This window comes from Streptomyces beijiangensis (assembly GCF_017315755.1).
GTDB classification, from domain to species: domain Bacteria; phylum Actinomycetota; class Actinomycetes; order Streptomycetales; family Streptomycetaceae; genus Streptomyces; species Streptomyces beijiangensis.
Genome location: NZ_JAFLRJ010001157.1, coordinates 1 through 268 on the forward strand (window position 1 = coordinate 1; position 268 = coordinate 268).

1 pseudogene is annotated in these 268 nt (G+C 76.5%); it reads right to left on the reverse strand.

What is annotated here, in order from left to right:
* Positions 1-268 (reverse strand): annotated as a pseudogene (locus J0695_RS40970) (ADP-ribosylglycohydrolase family protein); the annotation flags it as partial.

Below are 268 nucleotides of genomic sequence, written 5' to 3' on the forward strand. Positions count from 1 at the left end.
TTCCTCGATGGCGTGGGCGCGGGACGGGCGGCGCGCGGCGAGGGACGGCTTGCGGTAGTCGGGGCCGACCGTGTCGTACGGGGCCACCGCCTCGCGCAGCGGGCGCAGCGCCGTCTCGAAGTCCGTGTGGCCCGACGCCGCTTCGCACACGGCCTCGATCGCGCTGCGGGTGCCGTCCTTGGCGAGGGAGAGGCATGTGTCGATCACCGAGGTGGGGGTGGCGCCCGGTGCGCACGCCTCCGCCACCGCGGCCGCGAAGACCCCGGCC